The organism is Neisseria sp. P0021.S006, assembly GCF_051956895.1.
The window spans coordinates 1-664 of record NZ_JBQCWZ010000785.1 but is presented as its reverse complement, the minus strand read 5'-3'; the positions used below and the strand labels follow the sequence as shown (position 1 = coordinate 664).

The 664-nt window shown below is 48.0% G+C and carries 1 protein-coding gene; it reads left to right on the top strand.

What is annotated here, in order from left to right:
• On the top strand, window positions 1–575 hold a 575-nt coding region (locus tag ACTHUM_RS17090; protein ID WP_440403566.1), incomplete at its 5' end, for a tRNA-dihydrouridine synthase.
• Window positions 576–664 lie beyond the last annotated feature (89 nt).

Genomic DNA, 664 nt, shown 5'->3' with positions numbered 1-664 from the left:
GACAGACAGAATATCAAGTCGTGGCAGATTTTGTGGGCACGCTTCGCGAAAAAACAGCCTGCCGCACATTTATCGTCCATGCACGCAATGCTTGGCTGGACGGTTTATCCCCGAAAGAAAACCGCGAAATCCCGCCACTCAAATATGAATACGTCTACCGCTTGAAACAAGAGTTCCCCGACTTGGAAATTTTAATTAACGGCGGCATCACCAACAACGAAGAAATCGCCGAACATCTGAAATTTGTCGATGGGGTCATGATCGGGCGCGAGGCTTATCATAATCCAATGCTGATGCGCAATTGGGATGTACTGTTTTATAACGACGCACACGAACCAATCCAATACGCAGATTTAGCAGCTTGGCTATATGCATACAGCCGCGAACAAATCGCCTCAGGACGTGGCACTATCCTACGCCACATCGTCCGCCATGCACTAGGCTTGATGCACGGCCTAAAAAATGCCCGCACTTGGCGCCGTATGCTCTCAGATGCCGCCTTGCTGAAAGACAACGACGGCAGCCTGATTCTAGACGCATGGAAAGAAGTCGAACGCGCAAATATTTGGGATTAATGGCATATCGTGCGAATAAATAAAAGGCCGTCTGAAACATCAAATGATGTTTCAGACGGCCTTTTACATTGCAACAGACTGCTAAAGAT